The sequence below is a fragment of the Humibacter ginsenosidimutans genome, from assembly GCF_007859675.1.
GTDB lineage: Bacteria > Actinomycetota > Actinomycetes > Actinomycetales > Microbacteriaceae > Humibacter > Humibacter ginsenosidimutans.
Genome location: NZ_CP042305.1, coordinates 3,910,442 through 3,934,275 on the forward strand (window position 1 = coordinate 3,910,442; position 23,834 = coordinate 3,934,275).

Genomic DNA, 23,834 nt, shown 5'->3' on the forward strand with positions numbered 1-23,834 from the left:
ACTGAGCCCGTCGTGCTCTCCGCGACCCCTCAGACGAGCAGCTGGTGCTTCGCGAGCTCGCGGTAGAGCGGGGTCGTCTGCACGAGTTCGGAGTGCGTGCCCACTCCCACGACCCGGCCCTTGTCGAGCACGACGATCTGGTCGGAGTCGACGACCGTCGACAGCCGGTGTGCGATCACGATCAACGTGCGGTTCTCCGCCACCGCGTCGATGGCCTCGCGCATGAGCTGCTCGTTGCGTCCGTCGAGGCTCGACGTCGACTCGTCGAGCAGCAGGATGGGCGGGGCGGCCAGCAGCGCACGCGCGATCGCGAGCCGCTGACGCTCGCCGCCGGAGAGCATCACCCCGTCTTCGCCCACGGGAGCATCGAGTCCCAGCGGGGTGCGCTCGAGCACATCCGTGAGGTTGACGGCGTGCAGCACGTCGATGCACTGCCGATCCGAGGCGTTCGGCACCGCCAGCGTGAGGTTGTCCCGCAGCGAGCCGGCGAGCACGGGGGCGTCCTGTTCGACGTAGCCGATCTGCGCGCGAAGGTCTTTGCGATCGACGGAGCGGATGTCCAGCCCGCCCATCGAGATCGCGCCGGAGATCGGATCGTAGAACCGTTCGATGAGCGCGAGGATCGTGCTCTTGCCCGCTCCCGACGGCCCGACGAGCGCCGTGCGCCTGCCGCGCGGAGCCGTGAAGCTCACGCCGTGCAGCACTCCCTGGTCGGGGGAGACGACGGATGCCGTCAGCCCGCTCACCGACACCGCCGACGTCGGAGCATCGTCGGTCGGCGTCCCGGCACGGGCTTCCGCCTCGGCGATGACGTCTTCGCCCTCGACCGCGTCGGTGACGATGGCGCTGCCTGCCGCGGGGGTGGATGCCGCGCCACGCCACGGCAGGCGGATGCCGCCGGTCGCCGTGTGCCGCTCGGCCTCGCGCAGCGAGCGTCGCGAGGCGTACTCCGTGTCCGCCGTGTTCGTGGACGGTTCGGTGCCGGCCGGCTGCTCGGTATCGACCGAGTGCTCGACGTCCGCAGGCCGTTCGGTCGGCGTCGGCCGGGTGTCCAGCTCGGCGGCCGCGGTGGGCTCTGTGCGCGGCGGAGCCGCCGACTCGCCCCCGCGGGGGAGCGAGATGGCGACGGTCTCGATGGAGGCTTCCGCCCGCTGGACGCCGTCCGCGCTCGCTGCCGCACCATACGGTGTCTCAGGCGACGCGACGGTCGCGGTGGGCGCGCCGCCGTGGGCTTCGTCTGCGGAGTCGTGCTCCGCGCTCTCCTCGGCAGAGCGCGCGGCCCTCGCGGCGACGACCGCGTCGGGGTAGGCGAAGTGCACGTCGGCGAAGGCGACGGCCGGGGCATCCGGATTGACAGCGGCGTTCGCCGGACCGACGATCACGGCGCGGCGATCGGCGGGCAGGTCGTTCGCGTCTTCGCTGGGCAGGTCGACGATCTCCTGGATGCGGCCGAGCGCGCCGAGCGCCGAGTTCACCGAGGTGAACGCGCCGAACGCCTGGCCCAGCGGCAGGATCATCATGAAGAGGAACAGGATGAACGCCACCAGATTGGCGACGGTGATCGCGCCGCTGGCCACGCGGAATCCGCCGACGCCGAGCACCACGAGGAACGACACCTGCATGGCGATGCCGGCGACCGGCACGACGAGGGCCGAGATCTTCGCCACCTTCACGCCCATGTCGTAGGCGGCCGTTGCATCCTTGTCGACCGCCTCGATCTCGCGGCCTGTCGCCCCCGCAGCGCGGATCGTGCGCACCGAGCTGATGGCGCGTTCGACGGATGCCGCCAGGTCGCCCACGCGCTCCTGCGCCTTGCGGCTGGCGATGCGGATGCGCCCGGACAGCAGCACGACCACCACGATCGAGACCGCGATGACGAGCACGGTGAGGCCGAGCAGCACCGGATCGATGATGAGCATGGCGATGAGCGCGCCGAGGAATGTGAGCGAGCCGCCGATCGCCTCGACAAGACCCTGCGTGAGCACCGCTCTCAGCAGCGTGGTGTCGCTGCCGACGCGGGAGACGAGGTCGCCCGTGCGACGAGCGTCGAACTCGCTGATGGGCAGATTGAGCATTCTCGCCACCAGACGTTTGCGCGACGACAGCACCACGCTCTCGCCCGTGCGCTGCAGCAGGTAGTGCTGGTAGCCCGAGATGAGACCGGAGACGATCACCAGCACGACGAGACCCCACACCAGGCCGCCGAGCGTCTCGCCCTTCTGCACGATGTTGATCACCTGGCTCACGAGCAGGGGCTGCGCCAGGGAGGCCGCAGCGCCGAGAACGCTCAGCACCACCACCAAGGTCATGGTCGCCTTGTGCTCGAACAGGTAGGGAAGAAGCTGGCTGAAGGTGGCTCGCGGGCCGTCGTCTTTCACGGGACGGCCGAACGGACGGCGCGCGGGCGCGCTCGCCGCGGCGGAGCCGGGCGCGGGTGAACTCATGGGGAGACTCCAGTTCGGGGGTGGCGAAAGGCTATCAATGCAGGCTGGGACCGGGCATCCCGCGGCACCGCGAATGTCGCCCGTCTGGGTTACTTTGGAACGCGTGCCATCACCGGTGATCGTCGCGTCCGACCTCGTCAAGCAGTACGACGAGGTGACTGCCGTGGGCGGAATCTCGTTCGAGGTCGCCCCGGGGGAGTCGTTCGGTCTGCTCGGCCCGAACGGCGCAGGCAAGTCGACCACCATGCGCATGATCGGCGCGGTGTCGACGCGCACGAGCGGGAGACTGGAGATCCTCGGCCTCGATCCCGATCGCAACGGTCCGGAGATCCGCGCGCAGCTCGGCGTCGTGCCGCAGGCCGACAACCTCGACGAAGAGCTCAAGGTGCGCGAGAACCTCATGGTCTACGGCCGCTACTTCGGTCTGCCGATGGCGCACGTGCGCAGCAAGGCGGATGACCTGCTCGCGTTCGCGCAGCTGCAAGACAAGGCGAAGGCGAAGGTCACCGACCTCTCAGGAGGCATGAAGCGGCGATTGACGATCGCGCGAGGGCTCATGAACGACCCGCGCATCCTGCTGCTCGACGAACCGACCACGGGACTCGACCCGCAGGCGCGGCACATCCTGTGGGACCGGCTCTTCCGGCTGAAGGAAGAGGGCACGACCCTCGTGCTCACCACGCACTACATGGATGAGGCGGAGCAGCTCTGCGACCGGCTCATCGTGGTCGACAAGGGCACGATCATGGCGGAGGGCACTCCGGCGTCGCTCATCCGCGAATACTCGACGCGGGAGGTGCTCGAGTTGCGCTTCGGTGCCGATCGCAATGCGGCGATGGCCGAGCAGCTCAAGGGAGTGGGCGACCGTGTCGAGCCGCTGCCCGACCGGGTGCTCGTGTACACGGCAGACGGCGAGGCCGAGCTGGCGCGGCTGACCGATGCCGGCATCCGCCCGCTCACGTCGCTCGTGCGACGCTCCAGCCTCGAAGACGTGTTCCTGAGGCTCACGGGAAGGTCGTTGATCGAATGACGGCCACGGTGACGGGGTCTGCGGCGAGCACGACGGAGCTCGCGGCGAGGCCGCGGCGGTTCGGCGCGTGGTACGTCGCCGAGCATCGGCTGCGCGTGATGCGCTCCTACGTGTCGACCGTGGTGATCGGCGCCGTCGGCACGCCGCTGCTGTATCTCATCGCGATGGGCATCGGGCTCGGCACGCTCGTCGGGTCGACCCCGATCGACGGCGTCACCTACCTGCAGTTCGTGGCGCCCGCGCTCATGTGCACGGCGGCGGTATCCGTCGCGGGCGAGGAGTTCACCTACCCGGTGCTCTCCGGATTCAAGTGGAATCCCACCTTCGTCGGCATCAGCGCCTCGCCCATCACGCCCGGTCAGATCATCGACGGCATGGTCATCTCGGTCGTCGTGCGGGCGTTCGTCACGAGCGTCATCTACTGGGTGATCATCGTGCTGTTCGGCGCCATGACGGTGGGCGTCTCCGTGATCGGCGTGCTCGTGGCCACGCTGGTGGCGCTGGCTTTCGGCATCCCGATCATGACCTACATCTCCACGCTCGAGCGCGACACCGGTCAGATCGCGATGGTCATGCGGCTCGTGCTGCTGCCGCTCACACTGTTCTCCGGAACCTTCTTCCCCCTGTCGAGCATGCCGATCGGGCTGCAGTGGATCGGCTGGCTCTCGCCCATCTGGCACGGTACGCAGCTCGCGCGAGCACTCAGCTACGGCACCGATGAGCCGGCCTGGCTGCTCGCGGTGCACGTGCTCTACCTGTTCGCGCTCATCGTGCCCTTCTGGCTGCTGTCACGGCGCATCGCCAAGCGGAGGCTCACCGCATGAGCGTCGACGAGCTGAGGATGCGGCCGGCCACGACCGCGCGCCGCCGGCCGCTGAGTGCGCTCTACGCCGGCAACTCCCGTGCGGTGCTCTACCGCGCCTTCACGGCCACCAAGTCGACGAACTGGGCCGTCGTCCTCTCCGGCGCCTTCGAGCCGGTGTTCTACCTGTTGTCGCTGGGCATCGGGCTGGGCGCGCTGGTCGGCACCGTCACGGCCGGGGACGGGCGCGCCATTCCGTACGCCGCCTTCATCGCGCCGGCCTTGCTCGCGACAGAGGCGATGAACGGCGCCGTCTACGACTCCACGTGGAACGTCTTCTTCAAGATCCGCTACGCGAAGCTCTACGAGGGGATGCTCGCCACCTCGCTCGGCCCCCTCGACGTCGCGATCGGCGAGATCACGTACGCGCTCCTCCGTGGCGGCCTCTACGCGGTCGCGTTCATGATCGTGATGCAGCTGATGGGTCTCAACCTGTCGTGGTGGGCGCTGCTCGCGCTGCCCGCCGTGCTGCTCGTCGCCCTCGCGTTCGCGAGCTTCGGCATGGGCATCACGAGCTACATGAAGTCGTTCCAGCAGATGGACATCATCAACTTCATCATGCTGCCGATGTTCCTGCTCTCCGGCACGTTCTATCCGCTGTCGGTGTATCCGCAGGGAGTGCAGCTGGTCATTCAGGCGCTGCCGTTGTGGCAGAGCGTCGACCTCGTGCGTGCGCTGACGACGGGGGCGGTGAGCGCGGGCATCCTCTGGCACGTGCTGTACCTGGCGGTGATGGCGGCGCTCGGCATGGTGCTCACCACGCGTCGGCTGCGCGCCCTGTTCCTCGACTGAGGGCTCTTCGGGCCCGCCGGTCGAGGCGCACGCGAAGCGAGCGCCTCGAACCCCGCACCCATCTCACCGCGGGTTGATCCGCCGGCTGAGGAGCACGCAGCAGGCGCGCGTCTCGAAGCCCGGCCGGCCCCACGCGCGGCGCTAGGCTGAACCCCATGACTGTGGCGAACGTGATCTTCGACATCCTGCACGTCGTGGCGGCGGTGTTCATCGTGGGGCCCATGGCGATCCTGCCGATGACGGCGATGCGGGCCATCCGCGCCGGTTCGCCGAGCCAGGTGCGCACGCTCGCCAAGTCGACCAACATCTTCAGCCTGCTGTCGCTGCTCGTGGTCATCCTCGGGTTCGGCGCCATGGGCACCGCCGACCCGAAGTACCACACGTCGATCACCGACACGTGGATCTGGCTCGCGATCGTGTTCTACGTCATCGCTCTTGCGCTCACCCTGTTCGTCGTGGTGCCGGCCATGCGGCGCGCGGCCGACGCCATCGAGGGCGAAGAAGCCGTCGAGGCTGAAGATCCGGCCGCCAAGGCCGCCCCGGCCGCGAAGTCGGGCGGATACGGCGCCATCGCGGGCACGAGCGGCATCGCCAGCCTGCTGCTGGTGGCCGTCGTCGTGCTGATGGTCTGGAAGCCCTGACCGATCCCTGACTCGTCGAGCGGCGTCCTCTGCGGGCGCCGCTTCGTCGTACGTCCCGGTGCGTCGCACGCGGTGCAGGATATGCGGCACGCCGGCCGCATATCGGGCTCGATGCGCCGCATATCCTGCACCGTGAACGTCGAACGGGGCAGAGCGTGCGGCCGTCCGTCAGGGTCGGCGCCCGTCGTCGGGCGCCGGTTACGCCGTGAGGGTGCGCAGGGCTCGCAGCGTCAGCGCGGTGGCGATGGCCGCGTGAGCGGCCTCCGCGCCCTTGTCCTCCTTCGAGCCAGGCAGCCCGGCGCGATCGAGCCCCTGCTGTTCGTCGTCGAGGGTGAGCAATCCGAATCCCACGGGTTTGCCGGTGTCGAGGGCGACCCGCGTCAGACCGTCTGTCGCGGCCGATGACACGTACTCGAAGTGGGGTGTTCCACCGCGGATGATCACGCCGAGCGCGACGACGGCGTCGGCGCCGGCATCCAGCGCAGCCTTGCTCACCACGGGCAGCTCGAAGCTGCCTGGCACGCGCACCAGCGACCAGGTCGCACCGGATGCCTCCAGCTCGCGCTCGGCCCCCGCGATGAGGCCGTCGGTGATGATGTCGTGCCATGTGCCTGCGACGACGACGACCGTGAGTCCCGTCGCGTCGAGGGTGTCGTGGTCGGGGGCTCCGGCTCCGCTCATCGGGTGGCGCCTTTCTGGTCGGGGTGGGGAAGGTGCGCGATCAGCTCGTCGTCGCTGGTGGCGGCGGCATCCGTCTCGAAGGAGTCGTCGAGCTCCGGCAGTTCGGAGTCGGCGACCGGCAGCAGGTGGCCGAGGCGGTCGCGCTTGGTGGCGAGGTACTGCTCGTTGAGGGCGCCGAGGCCGACGACGAGCGGCACGCGTTCCTCGACGGTGATGCCGTGCTCGCCGAGCTGTTGCACCTTGTCGGGGTTGTTCGTGAGCAGGCGCACCGAGTGGATGCCCAGATCGGTCAGAATCGCCGACGCGGCTCCGTAGTCCCGCGCGTCGATCGGCAGGCCGAGCGCCAGATTGGCGTCGAGCGTGTCGAGCCCGTCCTCCTGCAGCCGGTAGGCGCGCAGCTTGTTGATGAGCCCGATGCCGCGGCCCTCGTGGCCGCGCAGATAGATGACGACGCCGCCGTCGCGCTGAATGGTGTCGAGCGCCGCATTCAGCTGCGGGCCGCACTCGCACTTGAGCGAACCGAACGCCTCGCCGGTCAGACACTCGGAGTGCACGCGCACCAGGGACCCGCTCGCACCGGGATCACCGGCGATGATCGCCACGTGGTCGGCGCCCGTCATGCGATCGCGGTAGGCGCGCATGCGGAACGGTCCGTGGGTGGTCGGCACGGTCGTCTCGACCTCGAAGATCACCCGCGAAGTCTCGGGCACCGCATCGACGGCCTGCAGCGGGGTGTCGCAGTGGAACTCCTGCAGGTAGGCGACCAGCGCCTCGATGGTGATCACGGGCACGCCCTCGCGCTCGCCGAACTCGATCAGTTCGGGCAGCCGCATCATCTCGCCGTCGTCGGCGACCACCTCGGCGATGGCGCCGACCGGTGTCATGCCGGCCAGCTTCAGCAGATCGACCGCGGCTTCGGTGTGACCGTCGCGCTCGCGCACTCCGCCTTCCACCGCGCGCAGCGGCACGACGTGTCCGGGGCGGTGCAGGCTCCGCGCCGTCGATGCCGGATCGGCCAGCACGCGCAGGGTGTGCGCGCGGTCGGCGGCGCTGATGCCGGTGCTGAGCCGGTCGGCGGCATCCACCGTGATGGTGTAGTTCGTGCCTCTGGAGTCTTCGTTGTCGACCACCATGACGGGCAGCTCGAGCTTGTCGGCGAGCTCGTTCGTCATCGGCGCGCAGATGAAGCCGGAGGTGTGCCGCACCGTCCAGGCGATCCACTCCTGGCTCGCGGTCTCGGCGGCGAGGATGACGTCGCCCTCGTTCTCGCGGCTCTCGTTGTCGGCCACGAGCACGGGTCGGCCGGCACGCAGCGACTCCAGTGCCTCGGGGATGGTTGCCAGCGTCATGCGTTGCTCCTCGTCTCGGAGTCGGTTCGTGTCTCGGACGCCCGCTGCAGCGCGAGCATCCGCTCGACGTGTCGTGCCAGGATGTCCGTCTCGATGTTCACCCGATCGCCCACCTCGCGTGCGCCCAGGGTGGTGGCAGCCAGCGTCTCGGGAATGAGCGACACCTCGAACCACTGCTGGTCGGCGTCCGCGTCGCTGACGGCGGAGACGGTGAGCGAGACGCCGTCGACCGCGATCGACCCCTTGCGCGTCACCAGCGAGGCGAGCTCGGGGGAGAGGCTGAAGCGCACGACGCGCCACGCCTCGCCGGGCGTGACCGCCAGCACCACGGCCGTTCCGTCGACGTGGCCCTGCACGATGTGACCGCCGAGCCGGTCGCCGACTTCCGCGGCCCGCTCGAGGTCGACCCTCGTTCCTTCCACGGCGTCGCCGAGCGTGGTGACGGCGAGGGTCTCGGCCATGACGTCGGCCGTGAACCAGTCGTCGCCCTGGTCGACGACGGTGAGGCACACGCCGCTCACCGCGATCGAGTCCCCGTGGGCCGCGCCCTGCACGGCAAGCGGGCCGCGCACCGTGAGCCGGGCGGCATCGGTCGAACGCTCGACCGCCGTGATCGTGCCGATCTCTTCGACGATTCCGGTGAACATGGTCATGCTCCTTGCTGGTCGGACGGTGGCTGATCGGTCGATCTGCCGGTCGGCCACGGATTGAGGCTCTGCGCCGCCGGATTCGTGGCGACGATGAGAACGTCGTTGCCGAGCTGCTCGACACCGCGCGTGACGAGGGTGAGCTGGTCGGCGATGGTCGTCACGCCGATGTCGCCAAGTGTTGTGTGCCGCCCGCCGAGCAGGATCGGGGCAAGGTACACGTGCACCTCGTCCACGAGTCCCGAGCGCACGAACGCCGCGGCGAGCTCCGGGCCCGCCTCCACATAGGCGGTGCGGATGCCGAGCTCGCGCAGCTGCGCGAGCGCCTCGGGGAGGTCGTGCCCGCCCATGAAGATCGGGGGCCGTGGATGCCGCAGCACCGCGGCATCCTGCGGCACGGGGCGATCGCCGAAGACGACGGGCACCGGCTGGTCGTCGAGCAGCTCGCCCGCGTCGCCGCGCGCCGTGAGGCTCGGGTCGTCGGCGAGCACAGTGCCGGTCCCGACGATGACGGCGTCGGACGCGGCGCGGCTCTCGTGCACGCGCTGTCTGGCTGCGGCTCCCGTGATCCACCTGCTCGTGCCGTCGGCGGCGGCGATGCGGCCGTCGAGGCTGCTCGCCCACTTGAGCGTCACGTAGGGGCGGCCGAGGCGCGCGGCGGCGAGCCAGCTCTGCAGAAGGTGGATGGCGGCATCCGCTTCGACCCCGGCGATCACCTCGACACCGGCCTCGCGCAGCCGCGCGGCGCCGCCGTGCGACTCCTGCCCTGGGTCGTCGACCGCGTACACGACGCGGCTGACGCCGGCAGCGATCAGGGCCTCGCTGCACGGGCCGGTGCGGCCGACATGGTTGCACGGTTCGAGGGAGACGACGGCCGTGGCTCCGGATGCCTGCCCCGGCTCGAGCTTCGAGAGCGCGTCGACCTCGGCGTGCGCGGTTCCCGCGCCGCGGTGCCAGCCCTCGGCGATCACATCGCCGGCGGGTGAGAGGAGCACGCAGCCGACCTGCGGGTTGACGCCGCCGGCGGGACCGCGGGAGGCGAGGTCGAGGGCGCGCAGCATCGGCACGGAGTACTCGGACCGGATCTCCGATGGCGACGGGGCACGCGACAGCACAGAGCCACGCGCATCACGCGCGCTGAGAGCGGCGCCCGTGTCGGTCATCCCCGTCTCCGTCTGTCTGCTGTTCCACTCGCCGTCTCGGCGAGCCCTTGGCGGACCCCGGGGTGGTCGACACATGCCGACCGCACGGATGCCGAACGCAACCGTGCGCGTGCTGCCTCCCATCCGGACTCTGACCGCTCAGCTGCGAACTGAACAGATCATCACCGTCGGTGCCGGAATTCCACCGGCTCAACCTCGGCTGACACCCTTCGAACGATGGATGCCGTTGCCTCGGCTCGCGGACTGTCACCGCCGGTTCGGACTTTCACCGACCCCGGAGCACTGCGTCAACTCTACCCAACGCGCCGCTGGGGCTCGTATTCCCGCGTAACCTCCGGCCGCCGGTCGAGCACGTCAGCCGAGCAGATCAGCCGAGGACGTCGACGAGCTGGTCCAGCGACGTGATGCAGCGCACGCCGAGTTCGTCGGCGGTTGCGGATGCCTCCGCCGCCACCTCGACCCCGTGCCGATCGATCCACACGCCGATCAGTCCCGCGCGGGCAGCACCGATGGCGTCCGTCGCGAGGCGGTCGCCGACGTACACCGCCTCAGAGGGTCGCACACCGAGCCGCTGGCAGGCGAGCGCGAAGATGCGGGCATCGGGTTTCGCGACTCCGACGTCGCCCGAGGCGATCACGACGTCGAAGTCGTCGCCGACGCCGATCGCGTCGAGCTTGAGCAGCTGGCGGTCGAGCTCTCCGTTGGTGATGATCCCGAGCCGCACGCCGGGGATCGTGCCCCGCAGAGCATCCAGGCACCCGCGTGCGTCGCCCTGCAGACGCCAACTCTCCGCATAGCGCACGGAGTAACCCTCGAACCACGGCAGTTCGTCGTCGGCCGCCAGCGTCACACCGTGCCGCGCCGCATAGTCGCGCACCCGGCAGCGTCGCTGCCCGTCGTAGTCGAGCTCGCCCGCGAGGTAGCGGTGGTAGTGCAGCTCCTCGAGGGCGCGCCACGCCTCGACCTCGGCGGCGGCATCCGACACGACATAGGGATGCCCGAGCGCACGCACGTGCGCCACGATCGCGTCGCCGACCGCCTCGCGGTGCGCGAAGAGCGTGTCGTCGAGGTCGAACAGCACGGCGGCCGGGGTGCTCACGCGTCTGCGCCGATCGTGGATTCCGGCCACGTCGAGCGCGCCAGCTCCTCGTCGCCGCCGCGGTGCCGAGCACCCAGCCAGGCATCCGGCTGCGACCCGTCGCGCAGCGTCACGCGTCCGGTTCCGGCTCCCGTGAAGGAGAATCCAGCGCTCCGCGCGACGCGTGCCGAAGCACGATTGCCCGCCACGCACTCCCACAGCACGGTGTCGCAGCGACCGGAGTCGAACGCCCAGGAGACGGCGGCCCTCGTCGCCTTCGTCATGTGGCCGTGGCCACGATGCGGGCCGCCGAGCCAGTAGCCGACATCGACGGTGCGAGGCTCGGGCTGCACGCGCATGCCGACCACGCCGAGCAGCGGCCCCGTGGACGCCTCGCGCAGCGCCCACGTGTACTCGCGCTCCGTGCGCCATCCGTCTGGCACCAGCCGTTCGACGAAGAAGACGGCGTCCTTCTCCTGGTACGGCCATGGCAGCGTCATGTAGTGCTCGAACAGTGGATCGCGGCAGTACTCGACGACGCGTGCCAGGTCGTCGCCCGTCGGCTGGTTCAGCACCAACCGCTCGGTGCGCAACTCGACGGGATCCATGACGGACTCCCCTAGACCCGCACGCGGCGCAGGAAGCCGACGCGCTCGTACGCCTTCGCGAGAGTGGCATCCGCCACCTCGGATGCCCGCCCCGCGTTCGCCGCCAGCAACCTGTCCAACTCGGCCGGGTCGTCCAGCAGCTCGAGCGCCCGCGCCCGCACCGGCTCGAATTCCCCGATCACGACCTCCGCGAGACCCTTCTTCAGGTCGCCGTAGCCCTTGCCCTCGTATTCGGCCGACACGGTCTCGATCGTCTGGCCGGACAATGCCGCGTAGATGGCGAGAAGGTTCGAGACGCCCGGCTTGGCGTCGCGGTCGAAGCGGATGACGGCATCCGTGTCGGTGACGGCCCGCATGATCTTCTTGCGGGTCACGCTCGGCTCGTCGAGCAGCAGGATGAGGCCGGTGACCGAGTCCGCGGACTTCGACATCTTCGACGTCGGGTTCTGCAGGTCGTAGATGCGCGCGGTGTCCTTCTGAATGAGGGCCTTCGGCACCACGAACGTCTCGCCGAAGCGGGAGTTGAACCGCTCGGCGAGGTCGCGCGTGAGCTCGACGTGCTGGCGCTGGTCGTCGCCGACCGGCACCACCTCGGCGTCGTACAGAAGGATGTCAGCGGCCATCAGCACGGGATACGTGAAGAGGCCCACGCTCGTCGCCTCCGCGCCGTAGCGCGACGACTTGTCTTTGAACTGCGTCATGCGTCCGGCCTCGCCGAACCCCGTGATGGTGTTCAGCACCCACGCCAGCTCGGCGTGCGCGGGCACGTGCGACTGCACGTAGAGGGTGGACGCCGTCGGGTCGATCCCCGCCGCGATGTACTGCGCCGCCGTCCGCCGCGTCTTCGCCGCGAGTTCCTTCGGATCCTGCGGCACCGTGATGGCGTGCAGGTCGACCACGCAGAAGAAGGCGTCGTGGTCGCGCTGCAGTTCACGCCACTGCAGCAGCGCGCCGATGTAGTTGCCGAGGTGCAACGAATCGCTCGATGGCTGGATGCCGGAGAAGAGGCGTGGCTTGCTCATCATGGTTCTTTCTGGTGGTGGTGCGGAGGTTCAAGGATGCCTCGCGCGGCACGAGCGGTGCGGCGCGGGAGAGAAGGGTGCTCGGCTCAGAGCGCGTAGTCGACGACGACAGGCGTGTGGTCCGACCATCGCTCGTCGTACGACGCCGCCTTGTCGACGTGGTAGTCGACGACCTTCTCGGCGAGCTTCGGCGTGGCCAGCTGGTAGTCGATGCGCCAGCCGGTGTCGTTGTCGAAAGCCTGGCCGCGCCAGGTCCACCACGAGTACGGTCCGTCGACCTCGCCCGCCCACTTGCGGCCCACGTCGACCCAGCCGTAGCCCGCGCCGTCGTTGTACTTCTCGTCGTCTTCGGCGCCCATCAGCTTGTCGAGGTAAGCGCGCTCCTCGGGCAGGAAGCCGGCGCGCTTCACGTTGCCCTTCCAGTTCTTGATGTCGAGCGTGCGGTGCCCGATGTTGAGGTCGCCCATCACCGCGGCGAGCTCGCTGTGCTGGGGCAGAGCCTTCATGCGGGCATCCATGGCATCGAGAAAGCGGTATTTGTACACCTGCTTCTCGGTGCCGGCCTCGCCGGAGGGCACGTACGCGCTCACCACCGTCACGATGCTGCCGTCGACCTCGTAGTCGGCCTCGAGCCAGCGCCCCGCGGTGTCGAAATCGTCGTCGCCGAGCGCGACACGGTGAATGGATGCCTTGCCCCGGCTCGCCAGCGCCACTCCCGCCCGGCCTTTGGTGGTCGCGGCGTCGTGCAGCACGTCCCAGCTGTCGCCGAGCAGCCCCGTCAGGTCGTCGGTGGACGCCCGAACCTCCTGGATCGCCAGGATGTCGACCCCGCGCTCATCGAGCCAGGCCGCCATGCCGCGGCGGTAGGCCGCCCGGATGCCGTTGACGTTGACCGTGGCGATACGCAGGGTGCGGCGAGAAGGCATGGGACAACTGTAGCCGCGGCCTGCGACACTCCTCCCGGGATCCGCTCACTCCCGACGTCGACGTTGGCGAGCGGTCGCGTGATCCGTCTCGGCCTCCGGGGCCGCCGGCCGCTCCCGCCGTCCGATCTCCTGCGCGGATCGCTCCGCTTTCGATGCGCGCCGCCTGAGCTCCGAGCCCTCTGCCGGGGAGCTGCCGCCTTTCGAACCGCCACTCTTCGACACGTCGTCCGTCGCCGAGACCCCTCCAGAGGGCCCCTCTGCAAGCGGCTGGGCGTCGGGCACAGCCAGCCACCAACTCTGCTTTTTCGGCGGCTGGGGCTTCGGCTGGTCGGTCACGCGCTCCAGCTCGTCGCGCGCATCGCGCAGTCGGCGGTTCGCGAACCACTTCGCGAATCCGCGGGCCGCGGCCGCGCGCTTCTCTGCCTCTTCCACGGCGGTCTGCGCGATGACCATGTGGGCGGTGTACTCCGACAGCGCCTTCTCGTAGGCGATCTGCTCGGGAGTGCGCCTGCGCGGCTCGATGCCGTGTTCGAGCATCCCGACGGCGATCCACGCTGCCGACAGCAGGATGACGCGACAAATCCAGTTGAACAGCAGGAGCATGCCGACGAAGACGGCGAAGTTGACGAGCAGCGGGTTCTTGGTGGCGCCCCCGAGCAGCAGACCGCTCAGCACGCTGAGCCCCACGAGTGCCGCCGCGCCGAGCAGAGGTCCGACCACGAGGTATCGCCACGGGATGACCACGCGTGACAGCACGCGGTACATCGCCACGAGCACGATGTAGTTCAGTGCGATCGAGACGGCGAAACCGGTCACGCGCCCGAGGAAATTGGCCCAGAACGAATCGCTCCCGATGCCGGCCAAATCGAGCAGGGAGGTCATCGCGTCGGTCGTGATGACGGTGACGGCTGCCGAGATGATGAGCACCACGCCGAACAGGATGGCGAGCCCGAAGTCGGTGATCTTCTGCAGCACGTAGTTGCGCTCGTCGCGGTCGAGGTCGAACATCGCCCGCACGGCCTGCCGCGTGTAGTACAACCAGGCGATGGCGGTCCAGATCAGGCCGACGGCGGCGATCAGGCTGGTCCAGCCGAATGACGTCCCCAGACCCGTCAACGTCTGCTGACTGATCACGCCCTTCTCGTCGGGTGTGCTGATCAGTCCGGGGATGGCGTCGTTGATGATGTCGACCAGCGCGGTCATGAGATGCGGGTTCGCCGTCAGCCAGACACCGGCGACGGAGAACGCCACCCATATCCCCGCGAACACCGCGAACAGCGACTGGTATGACATGCCTGCCGTGCGCAGGTTGCCGTCATTGTGCGAGAACTGATTCCACACCCGGTACGGCTTCAGCGCCGAGACCCACTTCCACCAGCCGTTGACCGTGGTCACCGGCTTGCGCAGCCGATCGCGCAGCGGGTCGGCGAGGTCCTCGAGTCGCTCCGTGAGTTCCTCGCGGTCGTGCGTTGCGCGCGCCTTCAGCCGGTCGATGTCCGCGTCGCGCGCAGGGGTGGATGCCCGCACCCCGGCGGCAGCGTCTGCTGCGTCGCCGGGCGCGGCATCCGTCGTTCTCACCGCACGCCGGGCCACGGCTCTCAGCCTAGGGTCTCAGCATTCCGTGTCGGGTCTCCGGAGTCGTGTCATCGCACGCACGGGGTGGGCGGCCGTCATCACCGAGCGATGAAAGGCGTATGCGCGCCGTCGGTCGGGCCTCCATCGAATTGTCAACCGCTGTAGACGAACCGGGGAGTCTGCCCGTGACTGAAGCGGCATAGGCTGGATGCCGTGTCGATCCAGATCACGGGCGTCGGCGTGGGGCACGGCATCGCCGTTGGGCCCGCGTTGCGCATGCCGGACCCGATCGGCGAACCGCCCGACGTGGACTCGCAGGCGGAGGCGTCCGACGAGTACCGCCGAGTCGAGACCACACTCCATGCGGTGACCGACGAACTGGTCGCCCTCGGCCACCAGGCCGGCGGCGACGCCGAGGAGATCCTCGAGGCGCAATCGCTCATGGCGCAGGATCCCGCCGTCGTCGACGACATCTCTCGCCGCATCGGCGATGGCAAGACCGCGGAACGCGCCGTGTTCGAGGCCTACGAGCAGTATGCGAAGGTGCTCGACGCGCTCGGCGAGGTGCCGGCGGCCAGGGGAGCCGACGTGCGCGACGTCGCGCGCCGCGTGATCGCCAAGCTGCGCGGGGTCGCTCTGCCGACGGTGCCGCAGTCCGACGCTCCCTACGTGCTGGTGGCCAACGATCTCGCGCCGGCCGACACCGCCACCCTCGACCTGCGCCAGGTGATCGCCGTCGTCACGCGCGACGGCAGCACGTCGTCGCACACGGCCATCCTCGCCCGCAACAAGAACCTCGTCGCCGTCGTCGGTGCCACCGGCTGCGACGCGATCATCAACGGTCAGACCGTCATCGTCGACGCCGAGCACGGCGAGGTCGTCGTCGACCCCGAGCGCTCTGCGGTGTCGGCCGCGGCCGAACGCGGCGGCACCGTCTCCACGCCGCGTCCGCTGACGCCTGGCCGGCTGGCAGACGGCACGGCCATTCCGCTGCTCGCCAACGTGGGGTCGCCGGAGGAGGCGGCTCCCGCCGTCGCGCTCGGCGCGGAGGGCGTCGGCCTGTTCCGCACCGAGTTCCTCTACCTGGATGCCCGCACCGCGCCGTCCGTCGAGCTTCAGCGCTCCCGCTACCGCGATCTCATGGCGGCCTTCAGCGGCCGCAAGGTGGTCGTCCGGGTTCTGGATGCCGGCGCGGACAAGCAGCTCGCGTTCCTCGGCCACACGCACGAGGAGAATCCCGCGCTCGGGCGCCGCGGGCTGCGTGCCCTGCGCGAGCACGAGGACGTGCTGCGCGACCAGCTGACGGCGCTCGCCGAGGCGCAGAACGACACCGGCGCCGATCTCTGGGTGATGGCGCCGATGGTCGCCGACGTCGACGAGACGGCATACTTCATCGGCGTGGCCCGATCGCTCGGCCTGTCCACGGTCGGCATCACCGTGGAGGTGCCCTCGGCCGCCGTGCTCGCCGACCAGATCGTTCCGCTCTGCGACTTCGTGAGCATCGGCACGAACGACCTCACGCAGTACACGCTCGCGGCCGACCGCCAGCTCGGATCGGTGGCGCACTATCAGGACCCATGGCATCCGGCAGTGCTGCGCCTCATCAAGCTGATCGGGGATGCCGCACGCGTCTCGAACACGCCGGTCGGCGTCTGTGGCGAGTCGGCGTCCGACCCCCTGATGGCCGTCACCCTCGTCGGACTCGGCGCCGACGACCTCTCGATGTCGCCGGGCGCACTGGCGGATGTGCGCGCCACGCTCGCGGGCGTCACGCTCGAGCAGGCGAGGGAGCTGGCGACGTTGGCACTCGTGCAGCACAGCGCGGCGGATGCCCGTGCCGCCGTCGCGAACGCGCTCGCCTGACGGCGTCCTACGCTGGGTCGATGGACACTCGGCCGCTTCCTCTCGACAGCACCTCACTCGACGCGCTCGCCGCCGACGGCCTTCGCTACGCGCTGGTGGACGGCGCGGATCCGCAGGCACTCGCGCCATGGGACACGGCGAGCGCGCGGGGATTCCACGATCGTCGCCCCGATCCCGAGTCCGTCGACGAGCACGCGCGGCACGTCGCGCACCGCAGGATCACCGGGGTGTGGGATGCGAGCATCCCGAGTCCGGAGGTTCCGGTGGCGACGGTCGCGAGCTGGGTCGGCGAGCTCTCCGTGCCCGGTGGAACGCTGGACTCGTGGGCGATCAGCAATGTGACCGTCGCCTCGACGCACCATCGTCGGGGGATCGCCCGGGCGCTGCTCCAAGGAGAGTTGCGCACCGCGTCAGCCGCGGACATCCCGATGGCGTCTCTCACGGTGTCGGAGGCCACGATCTACGGGCGCTTCGGTTTCGGGGCCGCCACCCGGATCGCCGATCTCACGATCGAGGCGAAGCGCGCGGGGTGGTCGCCGACCGCGCCCGCCGATCCCGCTGGGCGGCTGGTGTTCGTGTCGTCTCAGCAGGCGTACGAGAGCTGTCGCGACCTGGTCGACCGTGCCGGCCGTGCCACGCCGGGCGACTTCGCGATCGACGACTATCACTGGGGCCGTCACGTCGGGGTCTTCGCCGATCGCGACAAGCGGTCGGCGACGCTGCGCATCGTGCGGTATGACGATGCGGCGGGCGTGCCGCAGGGCGTCGTCGTGTACCGCCTGGTGTCCGACGCCACCGACTTCACGAAGCACACGGTCGAGGTCGACTATCTCAGGTCTGCCACCGACGAGGCCCACGCTGCGCTGTGGAGATACCTCCTCGAACTCGACCTGGTCGCGGCAGTGCACTACGAGGTCGCCTCACCAGACGAACCCGTGCTCTGGATGCTCCGCGACCAGCGCGCCGCGCGTGTCGTGACCTTCGACCACCATTGGCTGCGCATCCTCGATGTGAAGGCCGCGCTCGAGGCCCGCAGCTACGGGGCATCCGATGCGCTCAACCTCGGCATCGACGATGCCTTGGGCATCGCGGGTGGCACCTATCGTCTCGAAGCGGGAGCGGACGGCCGCGCCGAGGTGAGAGCAACGGATGCCGCACCCGACCTCGTCATGAATGTCGCGACGCTCTCGGCGCTCTACCTCGGCTCTCACCGCGCGGCGACGTTCGCGAGCGCGGGCCACATCACCGCGGCCACGCCCGGCGCCATCACGCGGTTGGACGCCCTGCTCCGCTCAACGCAGACACCGTTCCTCAGCTACTGGTACTGAAGGAGGGGCTTGCCGCGAACACGTGGTTCGCGGCAAGCCCCTCCTGAACTGCGATGCCGGCGGCGCTACGGACGCCCGCGCATGATGGCCTGCTTCACCTCGGCGATGGCCTGCGTCACCTGGATGCCACGGGGGCAGGCATCCGTGCAGTTGAAGGTTGTGCGGCAGCGCCAGACGCCCTCCTTGTCGTTGAGGATGTCCAGGCGCACCTGGGCTGCATCGTCGCGCGAGTCGAAGATGAAGCGGTGCGCGTTGACGATCGCCGCCGGACCGAAGTACTGGCCGTCGGTCCAGAACACGGGGCACGACGAGGTGCACGCTGCGCAGAGGATGCACTTGGTCGTGTCGTCGAAGCGCGCCCGGTCGGCCACGGACTGGATACGCTCCTTGCCCTCCGGCGGAGTCGAGTTCGCCTGCAGGAACGGCTGCACCTCGCGGTACGAGGCGAAGAACGGTTCCATGTCGACGACGAGGTCCTTCTCCAGCGGCAGGCCCTTGATGGCCTCCACGTAGATTGGCTTCTGCACGTCGAGGTCTTTGATCAGGGTCTTGCAGGCCAGGCGGTTGCGGCCGTTGATGCGCATGGCATCCGATCCGCACACGCCGTGCGCGCACGAGCGCCGGAAGGTGAGCGAGCCGTCCTGCTCCCACTTGATCTTGTGCAGGGCGTCGAGCACGCGGTCGGTCGGGTAGACCTCCACGTCGAAGTCCTGCCAGTGCGGCTCGGTGTCCACGTCGGGGTCGAAGCGACGGATGATCAGCGTCACGATGAACGACTTGATCGGTGCGGGCGCCTCGGATGCCTGACCCTCTGCGGGCGCGTCGGCGACGGCGGTGGACATCAGTACTTCCTCTCCATCGGCTGGTAGCGGGTGACCACAACGGGTTTCCAGTCGAGCTTGATGTGGTCCGCCGGGTTCGACGAGTGCGGGTCGCCGGTGAGGTAGGCCATGGTGTGCTTCATGTAGTTCTCGTCGTCGCGCTTCGGGTAGTCGTCGCGCATGTGACCGCCGCGGCTCTCCTTGCGGTTGCGCGCGGAGAAGACGACGACCTCGGCCAAGTCGAGCAGGAAGCCCAGCTCGACGGCCTCGAGCAGGTCGGTGTTGAACCGCTTGCCCTTGTCCTGCACCTGCACGTTCTTGTAGCGCTCGCGCAGGCCATGGATGGTCTCGGTCACCGCGGCGAGCGTGTCGTCGGTGCGGAACACCTGCGCGTTGCGGTCCATCTGGTCCTGCAGCTCCTTGCGGATCGCCGCGATGCGCTCGGTGCCGGTGGAGTTGCGCAGTCCGTCGAGCATGTCGCGAACGCCCGCCGCCGGGTCGTCGGGCAGCGGCACGAACTCGGCCGTCTTCACATACTCGACCGCGTTGCGACCGCTGCGCTTGCCGAACACGTTGATGTCGAGCAGCGAGTTGGTGCCGAGACGGTTCGAGCCGTGCACCGACACGCAGGCGCACTCGCCGGCGGCGTAGAGGCCTGGCACGACGGTGGTGTTGTCGCTGAGCACCTCGGCGTCGTTGTTGGTCGGGATGCCGCCCATCGCGTAGTGCGCCGTCGGCATCACCGGCACCGGCTCCACGACCGGGTCGACACCGAGATAGGTGCGCGCGAACTCGGTGATGTCGGGCAGCTTCGTCTCCAGAACCTCTGCTCCCAGATGGGTGCAGTCGAGGTAGACGTAGTCGTGGTTCGGGCCGGCGCCTCGGCCGTCGAGCACCTCCTGCACCATGCTGCGCGCGACGATGTCGCGCGGCGCGAGGTCTTTGATGGTCGGCGCGTAGCGCTCCATGAACCGCTCGCCGGAGGCGTTGCGCAGAATCGCACCCTCACCGCGGGCGCCCTCGGTGAGCAGGATGCCCAGGCCGTAGAGGCCGGTCGGGTGGAACTGGAAGAACTCCATGTCTTCCAGCGGCAGACGCTTGCGCCAGATGATGCCGACGCCGTCACCGGTGAGGGTGTGCGCGTTCGACGTCGTCTTGAAGATCTTGCCGAATCCGCCGGTCGCGAAGATCACCGCCTTCGACTGGAAGACGTGCAGCTCTCCGGTGGCGAGCTCGTACGCGACGACGCCGGCCGGACGCTTCTTCCCGTCGACCTCGGTCATGACGAGGTCGAGCACGTAGAACTCGTTGAAGAAGTTGATGCCGAGCTTCACGCAGTTCTGGAACAGCGTCTGCAGGATCATGTGACCCGTGCGGTCGGCCGCGTAGCAGGCGCGGCGCACGGCCGCCTTGCCGTGGTCGCGGGTGTGACCGCCGAAGCGACGCTGGTCGATCTTGCCCTCAGGGGTGCGGTTGAACGGCAGACCCATGTTCTCGAGGTCGATGACTGCGTCGATCGCCTCTTTCGCGAGGATCTCCGCGGCATCCTGATCGACCAGATAGTCACCGCCCTTGACGGTGTCGTAGGTGTGCCACTCCCAGTTGTCTTCCTCGACGTTCGACAGCGCTGCGGCCATGCCGCCCTGCGCCGCGCCCGTGTGCGAGCGGGTGGGGTAGAGCTTGGAGATGACGGCGGTCTTCGCGTGCGGGCCGGCCTCGATGGCGGCACGCATGCCGCCGCCGCCCGCACCGACGATGACGATGTCGAACTGGTGGTAGTGCACGCCGTCGATCACGGCTCCGTCTGCGATCTGTTCAGTCACGTGGATGTCCGTAGCTTTCGGTTCTCTTCTGGTCGCTTCTCGCGGCTTACTTGGTGATGGTCGAGCAGAAGTCCGGCAGCAGGTTGGCCGGTGCGCCGCTCGGGCACGGGTCGAAGAACGTCACCGTGTAGGTGCCGAGCAGGATCAGCACGATGACCGCCAGCAGGATGAGAACCTTCAGCACGCGATTCACGGTCGTGCCGCGGGCATAGTCGTTCACGATCGTGCGCATGCCGTTGCCGCCGTGGATGAGCGCCAGCCACAGCATCAGGCCGTCCCAGACGCGCCAGAACGGGTCGGCCCACTTGCCGGCCACGAAGCCGAAGTCGACGGCCTTGATGCCCTCGCCGAGCACCAGGTTGACGATGAGGTGCCCGAAGATGAGCACCACGAGAAGCACGCCGGAGGCGCGCATGTACAGCCATCCCCACTTCTCCCAGTTCACGCCCTTCTGGCGTGCGGGGCGCGACGGGGTGCGGGGAGCCTCGATGGTGGTCACGATGCGCTCCCTTCGCTGAAGACGTTCATGAGGTGGATGGGAGCGAAGCCCAGCATGAGCACGATCCACACGATGATGACGGTCCAGAACATGACCTTCTGGTACTTGGCGCCCTTGCTCCAGAAGTCGATCAGGATGATGCGGATGCCGTTGAGCGCGTGGAACGCGATCGCCGCGACGAGCGCGGTCTCGCCGAGGCCCATGATCGGGTTCTTGTACGTGCCGATGACCGCGTTGTAGGCCTGCGGGCTGATGCCGAGCACGACCGAGTCGAGGATGTGCACGAGCAGGAAGAAGAAGATCGCCACGCCGGTGATGCGGTGCAGCACCCACGACCACATGCCTTCCCGGCCTCGGTACAGCGTTCCCCCGGGCCGATTCTTGGTCGGCTCGAGAGTGTCTGCCGTTTCTGCTGGCACGGACAACCCTCCTTGGTAGGTTCCTTGCGCGAAGGGCCTCTCGCGGCGCGACGGCACGCGGATTCGAGGCCGGATTCAGTCTACGTCGTGGCCAGGGGGCCCGCTTCTAAGGACAGCCTAACTGTCTCGACGTCGAGACAAATTCGTTGTAAACAGCGTGGCCGTGTCCGCCTCGCCCGGCGCGCCCGCAGCGGACGCCGCCCACCCGCTTCAGGTCGCGATTTCTGCCCTTATGCGGCGCCATCAGGGCAGAAATCGCGACCCGAAGCGAGGCGACGTCTCGCGGGTCGCCGACGTCGGAGCCGTCGACCTCAGCGGCCGAGGGCGACGCGCACGCGACGTACGAGCTCGACGGTGTCCGACAGGAGTGGTGCCGTCACCTCGATGACAGTCCAGCCTGCTGCTCGAAGCGCGGCGAGGCGCTCGACATCGCGGGCCCAGGATGCCCCGTGGAGCATCCCGAGATATTCGATGACCACGCGCTCCTCGCGATACAGCATGTCGACACAGCCGAGGAATCGGCCGGCCGCGTCGAAGACATCGACGTTCAACTCGGGCTCGGGAAGTCCTGCGCACACCAATTCGAATCGCACGCGTGATTCTCATGGCGACCAGGAATCCTCCCGTATGAAGGAGAGCGCTGCTCGAAGATTTGCTCCGCCCGGACGGCGGCCGGCCGCGACCGCGAGTCGCAGCTGCTCGCGGGACGCAAGCGGGGGTCTGCCGACAGTGCGTCTCCCGACGCCAGGGCGCCAGCGCCGGCAGAAGTAGTCGCCCAGCGCCACGAGGTGGGCGAGCGGCAGCGCCCCGAGACTCACCCAGGTGCTCGCAGGCGACGAGACCGGCATCCCCTGCACGTTCGTGATCGATGTCGTCGTCTGCTGAGCGCGGTGCCGCACTATGCCGCGCGTGCGGGGAATCGGACCGTGGCCCAGGACGCTCACGTGAGGGCCGAGATCGTGCCTCCCGAGCGGCACCCCGTGCTCGTCGACGATGAGCGGAAGCGGGGCACCGTGAACTGCGGCGGCCGTCTCGTGACTGAAGAAATGGGCTGACCGAAGAAGCGGTGCATACTCGCGGGCTCGCTGTACTCGATCACGACGTTGCTGCTCGTACGGGTCGTCTCCGTCAGGCGTCGGAGGAAGCGACACGCGGCGCACACCGTGGAACGGTCGGGCCAGGTCGGCGCTTCGCAGCCTTTTCGCCGTCACGCCGGCCGCGCGCGCTTCCGCCATTCCGAAGATCGGACCGATGCCGTCGGGCAAGGGAGCGCTGTTCCGCATCCCGCCAGACTGGCCTGCGCCTTCCCCGACCCGCCGAACATGTCCACAGCCGGTGCGTCGCTCGCGTCCGCATACGCTTCAGGTCGCGATTTCGGCCCTTATGCGGCGCCAGAAGGGCACAAATCGCGACCTGAAACAGGTTGGTGCAGCTGTTGCAGAGCCGGCCCCGAGCTGCGGACGGTGCGAGAGGATCGAGACATGGTGCTGGCGGATGTCTCGATCGGTGTCGCGGGAACGCTCGGGCCGGAGGCGATCGCGACGCTCGCTCCGGCGGTGGAGCGCGCGGGGTTCCACGGGCTGTGGGTGAACGACCTGCCCGGCGGCGACTCGCTCGCAGCGCTGCACGCCGCAGCGCCGGTGACCGAACGGCTCGCGCTCGGCACGGGGGTGGTGCCCGTCGATCGCAGGGACGCGGCATCCATTCTTGCGGCGAGCAGCGGCCTCCCCGCGCCGAGGCTGCGCATCGGCATCGGATCGGGTGCGTCGCGAAGTCCGCTCGGCGACGTGGGCGCCGCGATCGACGAGCTGCGCGCCGGCACCGGCGCGGCGGTGTACGTCGGAGCCCTGGGCCCGAGGATGCGCCTGCTGGCTGCGGAGCGCGCCGACGGCATCCTGCTCAACTGGCTCACTTCGGCCGTCGCCGCGCGGCAGGCCGACGAGGCGCACGCGCTCGCGCCGCAGAAGCACGTCGCGCTCTACGTGCGCACCGCCGTGCACGAGGATGCCGTTCCCCGCCTCGCCCAGGAGGCCGACCGCTACTCGGGCTACCCGTCGTACAAGGCCAACTTCGACCGGCTCGGCATCCGCGCCCTCGACACCACGCTCGACCCTGCGACGTTCGCCGGCCGCATCGCCGCCTACCGTGACGCCGTCGACGAGGTCGTGCTGCGCGTGATCACCGTGGGGGACACACTCGACGAGCACCTGGACTTCGTGGATCGTGCCGCCGAGCTGCTGCGCGATCAGCCGGGCTGAAGCGG

At 69.0% G+C, this 23,834-nt stretch carries 22 protein-coding genes and 1 riboswitch; of the genes, 7 read left to right on the top strand and 15 right to left on the bottom strand.

What is annotated here, in order from left to right; all coding sequences use genetic code 11:
* Positions 1–29 precede the first annotated feature (29 nt).
* Positions 30–2,444 (bottom strand): ABC transporter ATP-binding protein, encoded by a 2,415-nt coding sequence (locus FPZ11_RS20020; protein ID WP_246846388.1) that lies wholly within the window; start codon positions 2,442–2,444, stop codon positions 30–32.
* 103 nt (positions 2,445–2,547) lie between these two features.
* Between FPZ11_RS20020 and FPZ11_RS17880 the strand changes: the two genes are divergently transcribed.
* From FPZ11_RS17880 to FPZ11_RS17895, 4 genes are all read left to right on the top strand, one after another.
* The gene (locus FPZ11_RS17880; protein ID WP_146322374.1) at positions 2,548–3,474 is read left to right on the top strand and encodes an ABC transporter ATP-binding protein; all 927 of its coding nucleotides are present in this window, start codon (positions 2,548–2,550) and stop codon (positions 3,472–3,474) included.
* Positions 3,471–4,298 carry an ABC transporter permease gene (locus FPZ11_RS17885; protein WP_146322375.1) on the top strand — a complete coding sequence of 276 codons (828 nt, stop codon included), beginning with the start codon at positions 3,471–3,473 and terminating at the stop codon, positions 4,296–4,298. The genes FPZ11_RS17880 and FPZ11_RS17885 overlap by 4 nt, the downstream gene beginning before the upstream one ends.
* Positions 4,295–5,128, top strand: a complete 834-nt coding sequence (locus FPZ11_RS17890) for an ABC transporter permease (protein WP_146322376.1) — start codon at positions 4,295–4,297, stop codon at positions 5,126–5,128. The genes FPZ11_RS17885 and FPZ11_RS17890 overlap by 4 nt, the downstream gene beginning before the upstream one ends.
* A 155-nt stretch (positions 5,129–5,283) precedes the next feature.
* Positions 5,284–5,769, top strand: coding sequence for a DUF2269 family protein (locus FPZ11_RS17895; RefSeq protein ID WP_146322377.1), 486 nt, complete (start codon positions 5,284–5,286; stop codon positions 5,767–5,769).
* Between the two features lie 198 nt (positions 5,770–5,967).
* Here the strand turns inward: FPZ11_RS17895 and ribH are convergent, their stop codons facing one another.
* The 9 genes from ribH to FPZ11_RS17940 form a co-directional block, all read right to left on the bottom strand.
* The gene (ribH, locus tag FPZ11_RS17900; RefSeq protein ID WP_146322378.1) at positions 5,968–6,450 is read right to left on the bottom strand and encodes a 6,7-dimethyl-8-ribityllumazine synthase; all 483 of its coding nucleotides are present in this window, start codon (positions 6,448–6,450) and stop codon (positions 5,968–5,970) included.
* Entirely contained in the window at positions 6,447–7,799 is a 1,353-nt protein-coding gene (gene ribB / locus FPZ11_RS17905; protein WP_146322379.1) for a 3,4-dihydroxy-2-butanone-4-phosphate synthase, read from the bottom strand. Before ribB ends, ribH begins: the two co-directional genes overlap by 4 nt.
* Positions 7,796–8,446 carry a riboflavin synthase gene (locus FPZ11_RS17910; protein ID WP_146322986.1) on the bottom strand — a complete coding sequence of 217 codons (651 nt, stop codon included), beginning with the start codon at positions 8,444–8,446 and terminating at the stop codon, positions 7,796–7,798. Before FPZ11_RS17910 ends, ribB begins: the two co-directional genes overlap by 4 nt.
* Positions 8,447–8,448: 2 nt before the next feature.
* A complete protein-coding gene (gene ribD / locus FPZ11_RS17915; protein ID WP_146322987.1) occupies positions 8,449–9,507 on the bottom strand; it encodes a bifunctional diaminohydroxyphosphoribosylaminopyrimidine deaminase/5-amino-6-(5-phosphoribosylamino)uracil reductase RibD in 1,059 nt (352 codons plus the stop codon).
* Positions 9,508–9,716: 209 nt separating this feature from the next.
* Positions 9,717–9,894: riboswitch (FMN riboswitch) on the bottom strand.
* Between the two features lie 82 nt (positions 9,895–9,976).
* The gene (locus FPZ11_RS17920; RefSeq protein WP_146322380.1) at positions 9,977–10,708 is read right to left on the bottom strand and encodes an HAD family hydrolase; all 732 of its coding nucleotides are present in this window, start codon (positions 10,706–10,708) and stop codon (positions 9,977–9,979) included.
* On the bottom strand, positions 10,705–11,295 hold the full coding sequence (locus FPZ11_RS17925) for a GNAT family N-acetyltransferase (RefSeq protein WP_146322381.1): 591 nt from the start codon (positions 11,293–11,295) through the stop codon (positions 10,705–10,707). Before FPZ11_RS17925 ends, FPZ11_RS17920 begins: the two co-directional genes overlap by 4 nt.
* A gap of 11 nt (positions 11,296–11,306) precedes the next feature.
* A complete protein-coding gene (gene trpS / locus FPZ11_RS17930; RefSeq protein WP_146322382.1) occupies positions 11,307–12,320 on the bottom strand; it encodes a tryptophan--tRNA ligase in 1,014 nt (337 codons plus the stop codon).
* Between the two features lie 83 nt (positions 12,321–12,403).
* Positions 12,404–13,243, bottom strand: a complete 840-nt coding sequence (locus FPZ11_RS17935; RefSeq protein ID WP_146322383.1) for an exodeoxyribonuclease III — start codon at positions 13,241–13,243, stop codon at positions 12,404–12,406.
* Between the two features lie 45 nt (positions 13,244–13,288).
* A complete protein-coding gene (locus tag FPZ11_RS17940; RefSeq protein WP_146322384.1) occupies positions 13,289–14,836 on the bottom strand; it encodes a YihY/virulence factor BrkB family protein in 1,548 nt (515 codons plus the stop codon).
* Between the two features lie 258 nt (positions 14,837–15,094).
* Between FPZ11_RS17940 and ptsP the strand changes: the two genes are divergently transcribed.
* Both ptsP and FPZ11_RS17950 read left to right on the top strand, forming a co-directional pair.
* Complete coding sequence (gene ptsP / locus FPZ11_RS17945) at positions 15,095–16,681, top strand: phosphoenolpyruvate--protein phosphotransferase (protein ID WP_246846702.1); 1,587 nt, start codon at positions 15,095–15,097, stop codon at positions 16,679–16,681.
* A 20-nt stretch (positions 16,682–16,701) separates the two neighbouring features.
* Positions 16,702–18,009, top strand: a complete 1,308-nt coding sequence (locus FPZ11_RS17950) for a GNAT family N-acetyltransferase (RefSeq protein ID WP_146322385.1) — start codon at positions 16,702–16,704, stop codon at positions 18,007–18,009.
* 65 nt (positions 18,010–18,074) lie between these two features.
* On the opposite strand, the gene FPZ11_RS17955 is transcribed toward FPZ11_RS17950, so the two are convergent.
* The 5 genes from FPZ11_RS17955 to FPZ11_RS17975 all read right to left on the bottom strand — a co-directional run bounded on the left by FPZ11_RS17955 (position 18,075) and on the right by FPZ11_RS17975 (position 22,164).
* Positions 18,075–18,851 (bottom strand): succinate dehydrogenase iron-sulfur subunit, encoded by a 777-nt coding sequence (locus FPZ11_RS17955; protein WP_146322386.1) that lies wholly within the window; start codon positions 18,849–18,851, stop codon positions 18,075–18,077.
* Positions 18,851–20,653 (bottom strand): succinate dehydrogenase flavoprotein subunit, encoded by a 1,803-nt coding sequence (gene sdhA / locus FPZ11_RS17960; RefSeq protein WP_146322387.1) that lies wholly within the window; start codon positions 20,651–20,653, stop codon positions 18,851–18,853. Before sdhA ends, FPZ11_RS17955 begins: the two co-directional genes overlap by 1 nt.
* Positions 20,654–20,699: 46 nt before the next feature.
* Positions 20,700–21,152 carry a succinate dehydrogenase hydrophobic membrane anchor subunit gene (locus FPZ11_RS17965; RefSeq protein WP_146322388.1) on the bottom strand — a complete coding sequence of 151 codons (453 nt, stop codon included), beginning with the start codon at positions 21,150–21,152 and terminating at the stop codon, positions 20,700–20,702.
* Positions 21,149–21,493, bottom strand: coding sequence for a succinate dehydrogenase, cytochrome b556 subunit (gene sdhC / locus FPZ11_RS17970; RefSeq protein ID WP_246846703.1), 345 nt, complete (start codon positions 21,491–21,493; stop codon positions 21,149–21,151). Before sdhC ends, FPZ11_RS17965 begins: the two co-directional genes overlap by 4 nt.
* A gap of 389 nt (positions 21,494–21,882) precedes the next feature.
* A complete protein-coding gene (locus tag FPZ11_RS17975; RefSeq protein ID WP_146322390.1) occupies positions 21,883–22,164 on the bottom strand; it encodes a DUF559 domain-containing protein in 282 nt (93 codons plus the stop codon).
* An 888-nt stretch (positions 22,165–23,052) separates the two neighbouring features.
* Here FPZ11_RS17975 and FPZ11_RS17980 point away from each other — a divergent pair.
* Positions 23,053–23,829: an LLM class flavin-dependent oxidoreductase gene (locus FPZ11_RS17980; protein ID WP_246846390.1), complete on the top strand. Its 777-nt coding sequence runs from the start codon at positions 23,053–23,055 to the stop codon at positions 23,827–23,829.
* Positions 23,830–23,834: the final 5 nt, after the last annotated feature.